General features: G+C 62.6%; 15 protein-coding genes. 6 read left to right on the plus strand and 9 right to left on the minus strand.

The window, feature by feature from the left end:
- Positions 1-75 precede the first annotated feature (75 nt).
- The 5 genes from sigM (at position 76) to RFA01S_RS01150 (ending at position 4,302) form a co-directional block, all read left to right on the plus strand.
- Positions 76-657: an RNA polymerase sigma factor SigM gene (sigM, locus tag RFA01S_RS01130; RefSeq protein ID WP_045841535.1), complete on the plus strand. Its 582-nt coding sequence runs from the start codon at positions 76-78 to the stop codon at positions 655-657.
- 59 nt (positions 658-716) lie between these two features.
- Positions 717-1,475, plus strand: a complete 759-nt coding sequence (locus RFA01S_RS01135; RefSeq protein WP_032407746.1) for an RsmA family anti-sigma factor — start codon at positions 717-719, stop codon at positions 1,473-1,475.
- A 125-nt stretch (positions 1,476-1,600) separates the two neighbouring features.
- Positions 1,601-2,590, plus strand: coding sequence for a thioredoxin-disulfide reductase (gene trxB, locus RFA01S_RS01140; protein ID WP_032367966.1), 990 nt, complete (start codon positions 1,601-1,603; stop codon positions 2,588-2,590).
- A gap of 47 nt (positions 2,591-2,637) precedes the next feature.
- On the plus strand, positions 2,638-2,970 hold the full coding sequence (gene trxA, locus RFA01S_RS01145) for a thioredoxin (RefSeq protein ID WP_008711582.1): 333 nt from the start codon (positions 2,638-2,640) through the stop codon (positions 2,968-2,970).
- A 138-nt stretch (positions 2,971-3,108) separates the two neighbouring features.
- Positions 3,109-4,302, plus strand: coding sequence for an N-acetylmuramoyl-L-alanine amidase (locus RFA01S_RS01150; RefSeq protein WP_032371397.1), 1,194 nt, complete (start codon positions 3,109-3,111; stop codon positions 4,300-4,302).
- A gap of 38 nt (positions 4,303-4,340) precedes the next feature.
- On the opposite strand, the gene RFA01S_RS01155 is transcribed toward RFA01S_RS01150, so the two are convergent.
- The 9 genes from RFA01S_RS01155 to rpmH all read right to left on the minus strand — a co-directional run bounded on the left by RFA01S_RS01155 (position 4,341) and on the right by rpmH (position 13,432).
- A complete protein-coding gene (locus RFA01S_RS01155; protein WP_032407747.1) occupies positions 4,341-5,021 on the minus strand; it encodes a hypothetical protein in 681 nt (226 codons plus the stop codon).
- A gap of 235 nt (positions 5,022-5,256) precedes the next feature.
- Positions 5,257-6,333, minus strand: a complete 1,077-nt coding sequence (locus RFA01S_RS01160) for a ParB/RepB/Spo0J family partition protein (protein WP_032392632.1) — start codon at positions 6,331-6,333, stop codon at positions 5,257-5,259.
- A 3-nt stretch (positions 6,334-6,336) separates the two neighbouring features.
- Complete coding sequence (locus tag RFA01S_RS01165; RefSeq protein ID WP_027495008.1) at positions 6,337-7,338, minus strand: ParA family protein; 1,002 nt, start codon at positions 7,336-7,338, stop codon at positions 6,337-6,339.
- Positions 7,339-7,414: 76 nt separating this feature from the next.
- Positions 7,415-8,092 (minus strand): 16S rRNA (guanine(527)-N(7))-methyltransferase RsmG, encoded by a 678-nt coding sequence (gene rsmG / locus RFA01S_RS01170; protein WP_032407800.1) that lies wholly within the window; start codon positions 8,090-8,092, stop codon positions 7,415-7,417.
- 2,654 nt (positions 8,093-10,746) lie between these two features.
- Entirely contained in the window at positions 10,747-11,430 is a 684-nt protein-coding gene (locus RFA01S_RS01180) for a Jag family protein (RefSeq protein WP_032385249.1), read from the minus strand.
- Between the two features lie 25 nt (positions 11,431-11,455).
- A complete protein-coding gene (yidC, locus tag RFA01S_RS01185; protein ID WP_032407749.1) occupies positions 11,456-12,547 on the minus strand; it encodes a membrane protein insertase YidC in 1,092 nt (363 codons plus the stop codon).
- 4 nt (positions 12,548-12,551) lie between these two features.
- Complete coding sequence (gene yidD / locus RFA01S_RS01190; protein ID WP_027495003.1) at positions 12,552-12,881, minus strand: membrane protein insertion efficiency factor YidD; 330 nt, start codon at positions 12,879-12,881, stop codon at positions 12,552-12,554.
- Positions 12,878-13,258, minus strand: a complete 381-nt coding sequence (gene rnpA, locus RFA01S_RS01195; RefSeq protein ID WP_032367623.1) for a ribonuclease P protein component — start codon at positions 13,256-13,258, stop codon at positions 12,878-12,880. The genes yidD and rnpA overlap by 4 nt, the downstream gene beginning before the upstream one ends.
- A 30-nt stretch (positions 13,259-13,288) precedes the next feature.
- Positions 13,289-13,432, minus strand: coding sequence for a 50S ribosomal protein L34 (rpmH, locus tag RFA01S_RS01200; protein ID WP_026347786.1), 144 nt, complete (start codon positions 13,430-13,432; stop codon positions 13,289-13,291).
- A 622-nt stretch (positions 13,433-14,054) separates the two neighbouring features.
- Here rpmH and dnaA point away from each other — a divergent pair.
- Entirely contained in the window at positions 14,055-15,587 is a 1,533-nt protein-coding gene (gene dnaA / locus RFA01S_RS01205; protein WP_027495001.1) for a chromosomal replication initiator protein DnaA, read from the plus strand.
- Positions 15,588-16,079 lie beyond the last annotated feature (492 nt).

The following is a 16,079-nucleotide window of genomic DNA, read 5'->3' on the forward strand; positions in this document are numbered from 1 at the left end:
CGTTCGTTTCGTACTTCGCGGTATCGATGGCCTAGGCTCCCCCCAATGCGTTAACACGGGGGGAGCCGTTTTCGTATGACCGAACGTATCGATTCGGCGCTGGGGGAGCGCACGGATGCGGAATTGTTGGCTGCTCATGCAGCCGGTGAGCCCACCGCATTCGCCACGTTGATCCATCGCCATCAGGAACACCTGTGGCTCACGGCACGCCGCACGAGCTACACACCCGAGGACGCATCCGACGCGTTGCAGGAGGCGTTGCTCTCCGCGCATCGAACGGCCGGGTCGTTTCGCGCGGACGCTGCAGTCCGCAGTTGGTTGCACAAGATCGTCGTCAACGCGTGCCTCGATCGCATTCGCCGAAACAAGGCACGTCCGTCGGTTCCGTTGAGCGAGAACGAGAGTCACGAACCGGTGTCGCCTCGGGACCGAATCTCCGAATCCGAGACGAGCATCCTCGTCCGACAGGCCCTGATGACGCTGCCGCCCGACCAGCGAGCGGCGGTGGTCGTCGTGGACATGGAGGGCTACTCGGTGGCCGACGCCGCAGCGTTGCTGGGGGTTCCCACCGGTACCGTGAAGAGTCGATGCGCTCGCGGCAGACTCAAGTTGTCGACGCAGCTCGCATACCTCAAGGACGCAGGGAACCGAATCTAGACCCCTCGCGTCTAAACCGTGTGAGAGGGAAAGAAGACTCGGCGAAGGGAGGCAGGAACGTGTCGTCGAACACCGACGCTCTACCCGGTGCCCCGTTCTCACCCGAGTTGCTGGCCGATCTGCATGCAGATGCGCTACCCGAGGATGTCAGCAGTCGGCTGTGGCCGTTGGTGCGTGCCGACGCCGAGGCGATGCGAATACTGGCGACACTGGACACCGTCACCGCTCGGCTGCACGAATTGGGCGAGGATCCGAAGGGCACGATGCCCGTTCCCGCCGACGTCGCCCGGCAGATCGATCGCACCCTCGAGACCCTGGCCGACACAGAGTCGGCGGACCGTACCGCCGATGTCCTTCCGCTTCGCAGACCTCCACGTAGCGCGCGTACACACCGGCACATGATCGTCGGAATCGCCGCTGCTGCAGCACTTCTCGCGGGTGGTTCGGTCACCTTCGCCGCCGTCCTGCACAGCCCGGGCACGTCGGATCCCGTCGTAGCCGAGCCGGGGACCACGCCACCCGACTCGTCCCTCGTTCTCGATTCCACCGATCTCGACTCGAACGTCGCGTTCACCGTCATCGGTAAACGAGACTCCGGCAGCCTGTCGGATCCGGCAGACCTGGCCGCGTGTCTCGACGCCAACGGCGTGGACCCCGCCGCCGCCGTTCTCGGATCCAGTCAGGTTCGAATCGACGGCCGACAGGGAACTCTCCTCGTCCTCGCCGGGGCCGGGCCGGCGCAGTTCATAGCTCTGGCAGTGGGCAACGATTGCCGCGGCGGTAATCCCGATGTCCTCACGCGTCGCGATATCGGCTGACACATCTCTCACCGGGGAACAACTGCCTCTAGGGTGGTGTTGACCAGATGTACGTCGATAGGCAGTGCTCAGTGCACTTTCGCGTCGACGCCAAGAACACGCCGCACAAGATCGGAAGGTCTGCATTGAGTACCCCCAAGGTTCACGATCTCATCATCGTCGGCTCGGGACCGGCCGGATACACCGCCGGTGTCTACGCGGCCCGCGCTGAGCTGGAGCCCATCCTGTTCGAGGGAACCCAGTTCGGCGGTGCCTTGATGACGACGACCGAGGTCGAGAACTTCCCCGGTTTCCGAGAGGGCATCATGGGCCCCGATCTGATGGAGCAGATGCGCGAGCAGGCGCAACGTTTCGGTGCCGACATCCGCACCGAGGACGTCGAGGAGCTCGAGTTGACCGGGCCGATCAAGACCGTCTCGGCGGGCGGCGAGACCTACCGTGCTCGCGCGATCATTCTCGCGATGGGCGCAGCCGCTCGCTACCTCTCCATTCCCGGTGAGGAGAAGCTCCTCGGACGCGGCGTCAGCGCATGCGCCACCTGCGACGGGTTCTTCTTCCGCGACCAGGACATCGCCGTCATCGGCGGCGGCGACTCGGCAATGGAAGAGGCAACCTTCCTCACGCGCTTCGCCCGCAGCGTGACGATCGTGCACCGCCGCAGCGAGTTCCGCGCGTCGCGCATCATGCTCGAGCGCGCCAAGAAGAACGAGAAGATTCGTTTCCTCACCGACACCAAGGTTCTCGAAGTCCTCGGCGACACCAGCGTCACCGGGCTGGCACTGGAACATGCAGTCACCGGCGAGAAGACGACTCTGGACGTCACCGGGATGTTCGTGGCGATCGGCCACGATCCTCGCAACGAGCTGGTCAAGGGCCAGGTCGAACTCGACGATGCCGGCTACGTCAAGGTCGCATCGCCCACGTCGGCCACCTCGGTCGAAGGCGTGTTCGCTGCAGGCGACCTCGTCGATCACGTCTACCAGCAGGCCATCACCGCTGCGGGTACCGGCTGCACCGCATCCATCGACGCCGAGCGTTGGCTGGCCGAGCAGGGCGACATCACCACCAACACACTCGAGCACGCCGATCAGCCGGTCGACGCCGTCAACGCCTGACCGGTAGCCCCACCACCTGTTTGCAGACCCACACCGAGGAGATACACATGTCCGACGACAAGAGCACAGTCACCATCACCGACGCGTCGTTCGTCGACGACGTTCTGACCAGCGAGAAGCCCGTTCTGGTCGACTTCTGGGCCACCTGGTGCGGCCCGTGCAAGATGGTTGCTCCCGTTCTCGAAGAGATCGCCGCCGAGCACAAGGACAAGCTGACCATCGCCAAGCTCGACATCGACGCCAACCCGCAGGCGGCTCGGGACTTCAAGGTCATGTCCATCCCGACGCTGATCCTGTTCCAGGGTGGCAAGCCGGTCAAGCAGATCGTCGGCGCAAAGGGCAAGGCCGCGCTGCTCAAGGACCTCGAAGGCGTTATCTGACTCACCCACGCTTGGTGTGGATTGCCGCAGAAGCCTGTCTTTCTGCGACAATCATCTGATGTGCCGATGCTTGCGTCGGCACATCAGCGCATCGAAGTGCGTGTTGACCGTCAGGACGATCGAGAGGGTTTTTCCAGGATGCAGGAGCTCAGTCACGGCGATTCCGGACCCGCCGTCGCCGAGGTCCGCGGCACTCTCTCGGCACTCGGTTTCCTCCACGAGGCCGTGGTTCCGCCCGGCCCGATGGACGACGGCCACTGGACGGCCCCAGGATCGGTGTTCGACCGGGCCCTCGACGGTGCCGTGCGCGCGTTCCAGCAGCATCGCGGCTTACTGGTCGACGGTGTCGTCGGACCGGCCACGTACCGTGCCCTCAAAGAAGCGTCTTACCACCTCGGTGCCCGCACGCTGATCTACCAGCTGTCCGCTCCGCTGTACGGCGACGATGTCGCTACCCTGCAGACACGCCTGCAGGACCTCGGTTTCTACAACGAGCGCGTCGACGGCTTCTTCGGTCCGAAGACGCACGAGGGCCTGTCGTCTTTTCAACGCGAGATCGGTCTGGCACCCGACGGTATCTGTGGTCCGGCGACACTGCGTTCGCTCGACCTCCTCGGAACCCGCGTCACCGGTGGATCGCCCCACGCGATGAGCGAAGAAGAACTCGTACGCAAATCCGGCCCACAGTTGACGGGTAAGCGAATCGTCATCGATCCCGATCTCGGTGGTGCCGACACCGGCCGCATCGTCGACGGCACATTCGGACGCGTCTCCGAATCGGAAATTCTGTGGGATCTGGCCAGTCGTCTGGAAGGCCGAATGGCGGCGACCGGAATGGAAACGTTCCTCTCTCGTGCACGGGGCACCAACCCGTCGGTGGCCGACCGTGCGGAGACCGCCAACGCCTGGGGCGCAGATCTGATGATCTCGCTGCGCTGCGCGTCGAGCACCAGTCCTGTGGCCAACGGAGTGGCCAGCTTCCACTTCGGTAACTCGCACGGATCCACCTCGATGATCGGCCAGGTCCTCACCAGCTACGTGCAACGCGAAATCGTTGCTCGCACACCACTTCTCGATTGCCGCAGTCACGGCCGCACATGGGATCTGTTGCGGCTCACCAACATGCCGACCATCCAGATAGACCTCGGCTACCTCACCAACGAATCCGACGTCGAAGTACTGAGCGATCCGCGATTCCGCGACATCATTGCCGAAGCAATCCTGATCGCCGTCAAGCGGTTGTACCTCCTGGGTCAGGACGACCAACCGACCGGCACGTTCACGTTCGCTGAACTACTGGCCGAGGAACTCGCCGCCGCCGACCGCCCCTGATCGACGGCGCCCCCGCGCCACCGGTCGGAGCCCGTCGTTCAGCGAGCTCCGACCGTCGACTTCTGTTCGATGTCGACCACCGAGATACTCGCCGCCACCAGCAATTGCTCGAGCGCCGATTCGACATCCTGCTTCCACCCGTGATCGCGATCCAATTCGAGGCGGAGTCTCGGGAACCTGTGATGCGGCGCCACCACCTCGAAGCCGACCTTCTGCAGAAAGTCGGCGTCGATCATGCATGTCGCAGCCGAGCACGTCGCGTGTGCCGTCGCATTGGGAATTGCCGGCGACGCGTCGTCCGCATTGTGGCGAATGCCGAAGGCCTCCAAAGCACGAACACCACGATTGACGAGATCGCCGACCACGGCCTGAATCAGGGTTGCCGAATGCAGATCCGCATCGGCCGGGGAATCGATACGAAGCTGGGTCAGTAGGACCGCGTCGGGACTGACGGGCGAAGTAGGGAAGGTCGACGCCCGAGGAACTGCGCGGGGCGGGCAGTACAGCGCACACCCGATCGTGTTGCCGTCCACGGACAACAGCTGTCCGCACGATCCCCACTCGAGCATGATCGTCGACAACCACACCTCATTTTCGAATTCGAGGTCCACCGCCGCGCCGTCGGACGTGGGATCGAGGACCCAGAAGCTACACCGCCGAGAATGTGCCGGCAGATGTTCGAACGAGCCGAGGGTCACTCCGGTCACCATCGCCGACACCGCGTACCTCAGCCTCCGTGCAGTCGTTCCACCGCTCGATTCTCGGTGGGGAGCCGATTCTCTCCTCGACCAGGATAGGCGACGGGGTCGCGCTACCTGGTGATCGGGGAAGATCCTCGAAACCTAGTGCATCACAATAGTTTTCGATCCAACTTGCCGTTTTCGGGATCAATCGTCGTCGATATACGTCACAGTGACGTTACGCCCTGGTATGACTGGTCCTGAAAAAACGCGGCTACTTTTTCTTCTGGGCTTCCATCATCTCGACGATTCTCTGAAGGTCGTCGACCGACCCGAATTCGACGACGATCTTGCCCTTTCGCTTACCCAGACTCACTGTCACCCTCGTATCGAACGAATCCGAGAGGCGATCGGCCACATCCTGAAGGCCCGGCATCTGGATCGGCTTGCGCTTCGCCGCCGGTTCGGGGGACTTACCGTCCTCGCGATTGGCCAGAGTGACGGCTTCTTCCGTCGCTCGAACCGAGAGACCCTCGGCCACGATGCGCGCAGCCAACGATTCCTGTGCATCCGATCCCGCGTCCAACGACAGCAGCGCGCGTGCATGTCCCGCCGACAGAACACCGGCTGCGACACGTCTCTGTACCGGAATCGGCAACTTCAGCAGACGGATCATGTTGGTCACGACGGGGCGTGACCGTCCGATCTTTGCCGCGAGCTCCTCGTGCGTGACATCGAATTCTTCGAGGAGCTGCTGATATGCGGCCGCCTCTTCGAGAGGATTGAGCTGCACGCGATGGATGTTTTCGAGCAGTGCGTCGCGCAGCATTGCGTCGTCTGCGGTTTCCCGGACGATCGCGGGGATCTTCTCCAGGCCCGCTTCCTGGCTCGCGCGCCACCGCCGCTCGCCCATGACGAGTTGATACTTGGCATCTCCTGCAGCTGCAGAACCGGATACGAGGCGCACCACGATCGGCTGCATGAGACCGAATTCGCGAATCGAGTGCACCAGTTCGGCAAGGGATTCGTCGTCGAAGACGTGCCTCGGCTGCTTGGGATTCGCCTCGATTCGGTCCGGCGAGATCTCCCGATACACGGCACCGACGGGGGAGAGGTCGTCCCCGTTCAGCACCGGCGGCGTCGGAGTAGGTGCCGTTGCTGTCTCTGTGGTGTCGTCGGACGCCACTGCCCGCTTGGGCTTCGTCGACGTGTCCGGCTTGTCCTTGGCGTTGCGGTCGGCACCGATGATGACGTCGGCTGCTGCATTACCGAGGCGCGGTCCGGCATCGGGGCCCGTGGGGATGAGCGACGCGAGTCCGCGCCCCAGACCGCCCTTACGTGCTTGACTCATGTCCTACTTCTTTCGTGCGTCGATGCCGGCCGAGCGAGCAGCGAGCTCTCGTCCGGCGTCCAGGTAACTCATTGCTCCACGCGAACCGGGGTCGTAATCCAACACCGTCATGCCGTACCCGGGTGCTTCGGAGACCTTCACACTGCGCGGAATCACGGCACGGAGCACGGCATCACCGAAGTGCTTCCGCACTTCCTCGGCGACCTGATCGGCCAGTTTGGTGCGGCCGTCGTACATCGTGAGGATGACGGTCGAGACGTGCAATTCAGGATTGAGATGGGACTGAACCAGCTCGATATTCCGAAGCAGCTGCCCCACACCCTCCAGTGCGTAGTACTCGCATTGAATGGGAATCAGCACCTCGGTGGCCGCCACAAGCGCGTTGACAGTCAGCAGACCGAGTGACGGTGGGCAGTCGATGAGGATGAAATCGGCGTCGAGTCCGGCCAACTCCTCGACCGACAACGCCGTCTTGAGGCGTCCTTCCCGGGCCACCATCGAGACCAATTCGATCTCCGCGCCAGCAAGGTCGATCGTTGCCGGGATGCAGAACAACCGCTCACTGTGCGGACTCTGCTGGATCGCGTCTTTGGCCTTCACTTCGCCGATGAGCACCTCGTAGCTCGACGGCACACCGGAATGATGTTCGACGCCCAGTGCCGTGCTGGCGTTGCCCTGAGGGTCCAGATCCACCACCAAGACCGTCAGGCCCTGGAGCGCGAGTGCGGCTGCGAGGTTGACCGCCGTCGTGGTCTTGCCGACGCCACCCTTCTGATTCGCAATCGTCAGCATGCGGCGCTTCGCCGGCTTGGGCAACGTCACCGATCCCGGGTGAAGGACCTGACTGGCCCGGTGCGCGGCGGCCCCGATCGGGGTGTCGTCGGTCGAAATCGAGTTGGTGTACTCGAAGCCACTCGTCACCCCCGCCTTGTTGGCGGCTGCGTTCGACGACTTCTTCTTGGACTCTGTTTCACGTGAAACAGCGGGATCCGACCCACCCGACATATGTGCTCCTTAGTGCGGAACTGAATGTGTTCTACGTTCGATACAAACGGCGCGGGGCGATTCCCGCAATCGATCATCAGTGGCGACTGAGCCGCCGCGGCTCACGGACTGCCCTGACGACGATGGTGGGTGTCGGGAGAAGACCGACACCGCACTCCACGACCTCCAGCTTGCCAGCACCCATACGGGTGAGGGAAGTCCTGTCGCGTTCGATCTCCTCACTCGCGCTGGAACCCTTCAGCGCGAGCATCCGGCCGCGTTCGTGAACGAGGGGGAGAGACCATTTGGCGAGCTTCTCCAGCGGGGCCACAGCCCTCGACGTGACGACATCCGCGCCGCCGGCTTCCTTCTTCACGCCGGGCTGCTCGGCCCGCCCACGTACAACCAACACGTTCAGATCGTGCTCGTCGATGAACTCGGCCAGATAGACGGTTCTCCGAAGAAGAGGCTCGACGAGCGTCACCCGAAGATCCGGTCGAGCGATGGCAAGAGGGATACCGGGCAGACCGGCACCGCTTCCGATGTCGACCACAGTTTCGCCCTCGTCGATGAGCTCGCCGATCGCAGCGCAATTGAGGATATGCCGCTCCCAGAGTCGCGGAACTTCGCGTGGACCGATCAGCCCCCGTTCGACTCCGGCGGTAGCCAAGAACTCGTGATATCTCCGAGCGAGATCCAGTCGATCTCCGAACATCTGCTCGGCGACGGCCATCAACTCGGTGCTATCCGACGCTTCTTGTTCCACGTGAAACATCATCCCGTGCTCGGGCACGGATCGCCAAACGACACCTCTGTAAGTTGCCGAGATCGCGAGGTTCCGGAAGTTGGAGTCCCGATTCGATGGGTCGAGCACACCCGGACCGCCGTCAGCGCGCCCGCTCCGATTTCAGAGTTCATTCTTCCCGACACTTCGCCGTTGTTGAGTACGTCGGTGTTTCACGTGAAACCGTGCCAGGGTCCGACGGCTGGGGACGCGACAGTTGCGTGTACTTCGAGCGACCGACCCACGGTCCTCAGCGCCCTCCAACGAACTCGCGCACCAAGTGATATCGACTAGGACTTCCCGTCCCGGCGATGGTGGACGAGATGCCCGTACGGCCAGACCCATCCGGTACAGGAGCCGTTCCCGTCGCCCATCCGATACAGACACGTCAGGCTGGGGACTCCAAGTACATCGCCGCCCTACGCCCACTGCCGTCGTGGGTCCTCGGCACGGGCGCGCCTTTGACCCTTGCTCCATAGGCACTCGGCGAGCTCGCCGAGGGAAGCACCCCACCGGCACACTGACCCGACCGCCATCACGGGTCCAACAGAATCCGGCGATCCGATGAGGCCACCCCAAGGACGGCGTTGAGGACTGCGTTCACTGAAGTGCATCCGTCCATCCCACCCAGGGTTTGAGCAACCACTTCGTCGAGACGAGTCGTAACTCTGATAGCCGTGTCCGTGATGTCGGGCGCGCCCCCCCGCCGTTTTACGTGAAACCGGGCAGCTCGCTCTGGTCGGACAGCGTCGGCAGATTCGTCCCCGACTGACACCGCAATCGATGTTGCCTCGACCGAGCCCACTAGGCGTCACGTTCATTCCCGGGCGCCGCCTGGCCCCACAGCACCCAGCTCGAAACCGACCCCACACCCCCTCGTTGGGACCGGATGTTGCGAGCACCCGCCGTGGCGTCGTCGGCGATCGGCGTGCCCACGCTTTCGGATACAACCGGACAGCTTCGGGCATCGTTTGACCTGTCGGAAAATGTCGCGCGGCTCGGACTGCTCCTCGCGCCCGCCTACCGCCGGCTGTCGCGAGCACCAAGCGACCGGGTGCAAGATCGACGCCCGGTTCGGACTGCTCCTCGGGCCGGGTCCGCCGATGTTAAGAGCATCGGCCGGAGCGTATTCAAAACCGTCGCACGCTTCGACGGCAGGATCGTGCCCTAGATCGTGTTTCACGTGAAACACGTTCCGACTCTCTGCGGGTTAGGTTGCCGTCGACGTGGCCGTAGTCTCGATGATCGTCAGTCCGGATCGGCACCAAGTTCCACAACGGGTCTTGCCGACGATCAGTCTGGACGTCACATTCGCAGGCGACCGTCGGGTGCCTCCGATCGGTTGGATGACTTCGCCTGTAGACGCAGTTCGGAGACGACAGCTGCACGGCGATCGAGAGCGGCGACGTCAATCCTTCCTCGAGCAATCGGGGTCGGAGGCATGGAGCGAGCCGACATCAGTCCGAGCCAGCCCAATTTCGAAAGGTGACGGCCGGCCAAGAGACCCGACTGTTTCACGTGAAACACGCACACGCGTCTGCACCCCTCGCGGGCAACCTAGGTAGGTGGTTGTCCTACCCGACCGCCGTGTAGATGACGCGACGCCGGGGCGCACTCACGATCGGTGATCCTGAGGTCGAAGACATTCGAGATCCAATGCTGGGGTAGTGAGCCCAGCTGAGCGTGACGCGACCGACGATGACTACGCACTACCGGCCGCCACACGTCACGCCATGGTGAACCAGTCATGCTCATTTGACCTAACCTGCGACATCACCGCGCCGGACACTCCGCCGTCGCGTTCCAGAACGAGGTCATCACAGAATTCACCCAGACGGATCCTGCTACGCCTCGTGCCTCTGGAAGTTCGCGCGGCAAGCACAGCACAGAGACAACCCATCGTCCGTCGATCGGCTCACGTCTTCATCCGATAGCGTCTCGGCAAGTGAGGAGCACACCTTCTCCCGGCCCGACAGCAGAGTTCGAGGTCATGAACTAGCCCGGTGTGCCCGCCCGCTACACCGAGGCCCGCCTGTCATATCGTCGCGCAAGGGGCCACGGTGACGATGTGCCCGCTGCGGGAGCGCATCGCGGCAAGCGGACCGACGGTCGTGTAGTCCGCTGTCCCACCGTGACTGATCCTTCCTCGGACTTGGACTGACCAACCACGTGCGTTGATGCCGAAAGAACTATGCAGGCGCATCCGAGCGTGTGCACGATGGGTGGTCTCGACTACTCTTAATCGGCTGGGGTCCAAGAGTTGGTTGACACCCTCGACCTCGCCGAGCCGCGAGGCATTCCTCGATCATCGGCTGTCGACCAAACGGGATCCGGTCGCATGATCGGCGTGCGTATGACCGCCACAAGGGCGAGCCACCTCGACCTATCAATCGACATCTGCCTCAGCGTTCGTTTCACGTGAAACATCGTCCGTCACGTGGAATCACGGGCAGAGCCGCCCTGCAACCACCCGTCACAGTGACGAAAGCGTCCGATACCGATGGGCCCATTATTTTTCGCTCTCGGAGCCCATCCGATCGCTAACGCCCAAGGCAAATTACATCCATGCAATTCAAGCCCGAGCTTTCGACACAAACGACGATGGCCCCCACCGAAGTGGGGGCCATCGCTTATCGAAAGTGTCGCTATGCCTTGACGACGACGACCCGTCGAGCGGGTTCGACGCCGGTGCTTTCGCTCGCAACGCCGTCGATCTTGGCAACTGCGTCGTGCACGATCTTGCGCTCGAACGGAGTCATCGGAGTCAGTTCCTCACGCTCTCCGGATTCGAGTACTCGACGTGCTGCTTCGGCACCCAGGTTCCCGAGCTCGGTGCGTCGCTTGGCACGCCACCCGGCGACGTCGAGCATCAGCTTGCTGCGCTCGCCCGTCGACTGCTGCACAGCCAGACGGGTCAGTTCCTGCAGAGCGTCGAGTACCTCGCCCTTGCGACCGACGAGCTTGGCGAGATCGTCTCCGCCGTCGATGCTGACGATCGCGCGATCACCCTCCACGTCGAGGTCGATGTCTCCGTCGAAGTCGAGCACGTCCAGAAGCTGCTCGAGGTAGTCGCCGGCGATTTCGCCTTCCTCGACCAAGTAATCCTCGTCGTCTTCGTCGTCTTCACCATCATCCGAATCCGCAGCGTCATCGACACTCGTGGGGACCGACGGAGTCTTCTGTACGGCGTCGTCGACAGTAGCTTCGTCGTCGGACTCCGTCTCGACGGCACTCACCTGATCGGTCTCGACCATCACGTCACCCACTCCATCCCCAGCTGCTGCGTTCCGTACTTCGTCGTTCTGTGCTTCTTCGGCGTGCGCTGCCATGTTCGTCCTTCTCTCGACGTGTCGGTCAGCGCCGCTTGCGCTTGGTCGACTTGTTCCTGTTCGCCTGCGGTCGCGGTTTGCTCGGGGTGGCAGACCCTGACGAAGAGTCCGTCCCGGTACTTGCAGTATCGGTAGTGGATTCGTCATCCGCCGGTGCCATCTTCGAGAGCTTCGGCCGAGCACCGGGCTTGGGCTTTGTCGTCGAGACCGGCTTCACTCCTGGCTTGGGCGCATTCTCCGAGCGCTTCTCGACGGCGGCCGCTACCTTGGCGGCCTCTTCCTTGTCGATCTTGCCGAACACCAGGTGCTGCTGCGCGTAGGTCCAGGTGTTGTTGCTGACCCAGTAGAGCAGGATGGCGACGGGCAACAGTGCACCGAACACCAGAACACCCAGCGGGAACACGTAGAGGGCGAGCTTGTTCATGATGGCGGACTGCGGGTTTGCGGCCGCGGCGGCGCTCTGCCGGGCCACGGACGCACGCGAGTTCAGGTGCGTCATGACGGCCGCAATGATCATCAGGGGAATGGACACAGCCGCGATGACCCACGTGGACGGAATGGTCGCGTCGGGACCGACGGCGAAGGCGTTGAGCTGATCCTGCGGCATGGTGATCCAGGCCGAGATGGGAGCGCCGAACAGGCGGGCATCCAGGAACGACTGAACATCGGCAACGCTGAACGCATAATTCGAGAGTTCGCGGTTCTCTTCCGGACTCAGGCCGAGCTGCCCGACACCGGTACCGGTGCGGTTGAACGAGCGAAGCACGTGGAACAGGCCGATGAACACCGGTGCCTGTGCCAGCACGGGGAGGCAGCCCATCAACGGGTTGAAGCCGTGTTCTTTTTGCAGCTTCTGCATCTCGACGGCCATTTTTTGCTTGTCTTTGCCGTACTTCTTCTGCAGCGCTTTGATCTGCGGCTGCAGTTCCTGCATCTGCCGCGTCGTGCGGACCTGCTTGACGAAGGGCTTGTACAGGATCAGCCGGAGGGTGAAGACGAGGAAGACGACGGACAATGCCCAGGCGAAGCCATTGCTGGGATCCTGGAACACAAAGCCGAACACCTTGTGCCACACCCAGAGAATCCAGGCAACCGGGTAGTAAATGAAGTCGAGCACGGCTCTATGTACTCCTCTGTTCTTCCACTCGCAGGAGATCGTGGTGTTCTTCGGTTTCGGTCAGCTCGGTGACGGTTGCGCGCCACCTACCGGGTTCGGGCACCGGGTCCCAGCCTCCAGAGTGCCAGGGAGCACATTTGAGGAGGCGGACGACTGCCAGGAGCGAGCCCTTCGGCATCCCGTGCACCTGGAGCGCCTCGATGGCGTATTCACTGCAGGTGGGGGAGAAGCGACAGGTAGGGGGCCGCATCGGGGACACATAGGTCCGGTACAACACGATGCAGTAGACGAGAGTTCGAGCAGGAATGGAACGAAGGTTGCCCATGAATGTCATGACGGCGGACCCTTCGGAGCTTCGAGTAGACCGAGCTTCTTCAAACCTGAACGCAGTTGAACGTGTAGATCTGCCGAGGATGCATGCGCAGCACCCGGAAGTGCTCGAATGACCACGTCGGTGTTCACCGCGAGCCCGTCGATCACCTCAGCACAGATATGCCGAAGCCGGCGCGCAACTCGATGACGAGTTACGGCCGGCCCGACTGCCTTGCTGACGATCAATCCGAAACGTGGACCATGAACGGTGGATGCGATGTCCTGCTCGTGACGCGCAACTGCGTGTACGACCAGGTCCGATCTACCCATTCGGCGTCCTCGACGCATCACCACGGTGAAGTCACGTGCGCGATGCAGCCGATTCGGCTCAGGAAGCATCCCGAGCTCCAAGCTTCGGACGAACGGTTATCAGGCTGTGAGTTCTTTGCGGCCCTTGCCGCGACGTGCGGAAACGATTGCACGACCCGCACGGGTACGCATACGAAGACGGAAGCCATGAACGCGCGCGCGGCGGCGATTGTTCGGCTGGAACGTCCGCTTGCCCTTGGCCACGGTCAACACTCCTCGAGATTCGAAGACGCCGATCTGTCGGCGCCTGCTGTAAAGGTTCTCAGCGAGTTCGGATGAACTCGCTAGCCTCCCGAGCGAGAAATCCGAGTGAAGACAGACTGTGAGCAGCCAGCAAGCATCGGCCACCTCGCTATTGGGTGACTGTTCGAGAGTACTGATCGAGTCACCGGTGGTCAAACTCGCTCGACATCGACCGATCCGTCGATTCATACACAGGCCACGGACGACGAGACCTCGGACGGGCCGAAGAGTCGACAATATCTGTCGTTCCGCGGCGCCGCGCAACTGGTCGTTGCTGCGATCGAACGACTGACAATGGCTATCGCCGCAGGTCAGACTGTCGTATACGTACTACCACGCCACTCGGTGACGGTTGGGCTCACATCGGTGTCGTTTATCCACACCTGTGGATAATTGTGTGGAAACACAGTTCAGGTGGCATATTCGTACCTTGCGGGGTCCACCGAAGGACCCTTGTCTCGGCCGCGGAGGCGCACGATCGACGACGCTATCCGACGACGCGGTTGCGCGGGTTCGAAACGCCGCACCGAATCGGTTGTCGGAGTCCGGCGAGACCTACAAGCTCGACGACGGAGGGATCGACGTGAACGACGATCCGGATGCGCTTGCGCGCATCTGGCCCGAGGTAGTCGCGGAGCTGACGTCCGACCGACACAGTGGGTCGCCGCTGACCAAGGGCCAGAAGGCCTGGCTCGCGCTGGTCAAACCGCTCACGTTGACTCAGGGCTTCGCTCTGCTCGCCGTCCCGTCGACCTTCGCTCAGGAAGCGATCGAACGTGACCTGCGCGAACCCATCCTGGGAGCCCTGGGGCGTCATCTGGGACAGGGTGTCGAAGGTCTCGGCGTTCGGATCTCCGCCCCCGAGGACGAGAAGCTCGAAACCGAGCGCTCGACGTATCCCGATGCCGTCAGTTCCCCGACGTACCGGCGCCGCGTCCTGACCAGCAGAGACGACGAGCCGTCGGACTCCGAGACCGCCGATTACGAGGAAGTGGACGACGAGCGGGAAGCCCTCGCCAGCGTCCAGAACTCGTGGCCGACGTACTTCACCAAACCACCGGAGTCGACGCCACCGTCGTCGGGTGCCAACAGCCTCAACTCGAAGTACACCTTCGACACGTTCGTGATCGGCGCCTCCAACCGGTTCGCGCACGCCGCCGCGGTCGCCATCGCCGAAGCACCCGCCCGGGCGTACAACCCGTTGTTCGTGTGGGGGGCATCGGGCCTGGGCAAGACGCACCTGCTGCACGCGGCCGGTCACTACGCGCAGCGCCTGTTCCCGGGCATGCGCGTGAAGTACGTCTCCACCGAAGAATTCACCAACGACTTCATCAACAGTCTCCGTGACGACCGCAAGGTGGCGTTCAAGCGCCGCTACCGCGAGACCGACGTGCTGCTGGTCGACGACATTCAGTTCATCGAGGGCAAGGAAGGTATCCAGGAAGAGTTCTTCCACACCTTCAACACGCTGCACAACGCCAACAAGCAAATCGTCGTCTCGTCCGACCGACCACCCAAACAGTTGGCGACCCTCGAGGAGCGGCTGCGTACCCGCTTCGAGTGGGGCCTGATCACCGACGTCCAGCCACCGGAGCTCGAGACGCGGATCGCCATTCTGAGCAAGAAGGCTCGGATGGATCGACTCGACGTGCCGCACGACGTCCTGGAGCTGATCGCCAGCCGCATCGAGCGCAACATCCGCGAGCTCGAAGGCGCCCTCATTCGCGTGACGGCATTCGCCTCGTTGAACGGACAGGCCCTCGACCTCACCCTCGCCGAGGTCGTCCTACGTGACCTGATTCCCGATTCGTCCAGCTTGGAAATCAACGCGGCCACGATCATGGCCGTCACCGCGGAGTACTTCGACACCTCCATCGAGGACCTGTGCGGGCCGGGTAAGGCCCGAGCGTTGGCCATGGCCAGGCAGATAGCGATGTATCTCTGCAGAGAGCTCACCGACCTGTCACTACCGAAGATCGGTCAGACGTTCGGCCGAGATCACACGACGGTGATGTACGCGGACAAGAAGATTCGCAAGGAAATGACCGAGCGTCGCAAGGTCTACGACCAGGTCCAGGAGTTGACGGCGCGTATCAAGCAGCGCTCGAAGCGATAGCTCCACAGTCCTTCGGCAACGACGGCGACGGCGCCGATTCCCATCGCGGGGGTCGGTGCCGTCGCCGTTTTCGTCGGTGATCGGTGCCGCCTCGGTTCGACTCGGGCGTCGATCGAACACGATCTCCAGTCGATTCCGGATCGAATCTGGGTCGATTCCGCGCCGATTCTGGGCCGAATCGGATGACATTTCGGAGCCGACGACCATTGATTCACACCTGTGGATAACCATGTGGACAACCGTCGACTTCTGGGGATGGAATGTGGGCGCCTGTGCACCGATGCGATTGGTCCACAGGCAGCCGTCCGTCAACCGCAGATTGGTCCCGAGTTCATCCCCACGACACCACGCCTAGCCACCAGCGTCGCGAGGGCTCCATGCACAGATTGCACAGGACCTATTAATACTTCTGTTTTCTCCTTGAAAGAACTTCTTTGAAAACAGGTGTTGGGGAACGATCCGTTCACAGCCCCCTTCCGACGACCGCATCGG

The organism is Rhodococcoides fascians NBRC 12155 = LMG 3623, assembly GCF_001894785.1.
GTDB classification, from domain to species: Bacteria; Actinomycetota; Actinomycetes; order Mycobacteriales; family Mycobacteriaceae; genus Rhodococcoides; species Rhodococcoides fascians.